Raw genomic sequence first — 1,371 nt, 5'->3', positions numbered from 1 at the left:
GATCTGTTCTCCCATCAGGAACGTTTTGTTCCTTAGAAAACATCATGACCCAGCCGTAATTATGCCGATACGTCTCAGCTAGAAAAAGCTGTCAAAGACAGTGTTCTCAACGATCAGAGCCACCCGTCAGCAGACTTATCGACATAATCCCCACCTCGGCATAAATCGATGACGATCAGATCGCAATTGGTCAGGGTGTGGATCTTTTTCTCGACCCGGTTATCTACTCGATAGGCTGCTACCAGCTCCTCGAGTTGGGCCAGGGTGATCCATTGGGCTTTGCCGCCAGTGGTGACGATTTTATGCGCCAACGCCTGGCAGAGATGGGTTTTTCCGGTGCCGGCAGGCCCGGCGATGACGAGGTTTTCCTGGCGCGTTACCCAGTCGAGTTCGGTGAGATAATTCAGGGTTTGGTCTGGCACGGTCGATAGTTCTGGATTGAAGGTGTCCAGGGTTTTGGACTCGGGCACCCCCAGTGCCCGCAGGCGGCGTTGCAGGCTCACAGCTTGGCGGCCGGTGACTTCAATCTCCAGTACGGCGGCGAGGGTTTCGTGGGGTCCCCAACGTTGCACCCGGGCTGTCTCGAGCAGTTCGGCGGCTTGGCGGCGGGCGTGTGGCATATTCAGATATTTCATGGCCTCAAACAAGCCTGGATCCAAGGTGGTTTGTGTGGTGGTGATGCTCATAGGTTAGGCCACCTGTCCCATCAGCTGCCAGCCGGCCGTACCCTGGGCCAAACTGTGATCAGCACTACTGCGGGGCTCGGTGGTGGTCACGGGGGCGCGTTGCAGGATGGATTCCACATCGGCCACCAAAAACCGGCCCACCGCTGCAGCGGTGGCTAACGCGTCATTGACTTGGCTGGTCGGCCAAGCCGCCGTGAGTGCTGTGAGTAACGGGATACGTTCTTTCAGCCGGGGTGTCCCATCAGCAGCGGCAGCTCGAACATAAGCCTGCGCTCCGGCACCAATCGCCAGGAATTGTTTTTCTGCAGCAGATTTTGGCATGATGCTGCGTTGTTGCGGGCCGGTGGCTGTGGTGGCTGGGAAATGCGCATCGTCCATGATGATGTCGCCTCGAGCACCCAGCTGGTGGTTGGCAATATGGCGGGTGATGCCATCACCATCACGCGCGGTGATCACCAGCGCATTGTTGACTCGATCCTCGCGCACCATGACGTTGGCGCCCATATACGCATAGGGCACCGAATATTGCACATGCTGGTAGGTGACCATTGGCGTATTGGCCGGCACTGACCGCTGCTGGCCCACAGCCAGTTCATAGGGCTCGGCCGGCACGGGATGCAGATGCTGTAGTTCTTGTGTGAGGCGTTCTGCTGGGATGAATCCGGCGGCGTGCTCACGGTGATTG

General features: G+C 58.1%; 2 protein-coding genes. Both read right to left on the bottom strand.

Annotated elements, in window-relative coordinates; genetic code table 11:
* Window positions 1–113 precede the first annotated feature (113 nt).
* Entirely contained in the window at window positions 114–686 is a 573-nt protein-coding gene (locus ACYVJT_RS15250; protein WP_499418561.1) for an ATP-binding protein, read from the bottom strand.
* 3 nt (window positions 687–689) lie between these two features.
* On the bottom strand, window positions 690–1,371 hold a 682-nt coding region (locus ACYVJT_RS15245; RefSeq protein WP_499418559.1), incomplete at its 5' end, for a Mu transposase domain-containing protein.

The organism is Yaniella soli (assembly GCF_054782375.1).
The sequence above is the reverse complement of the archived record's forward strand: the minus strand, read 5'-3'. Positions and strand labels throughout refer to the sequence as shown.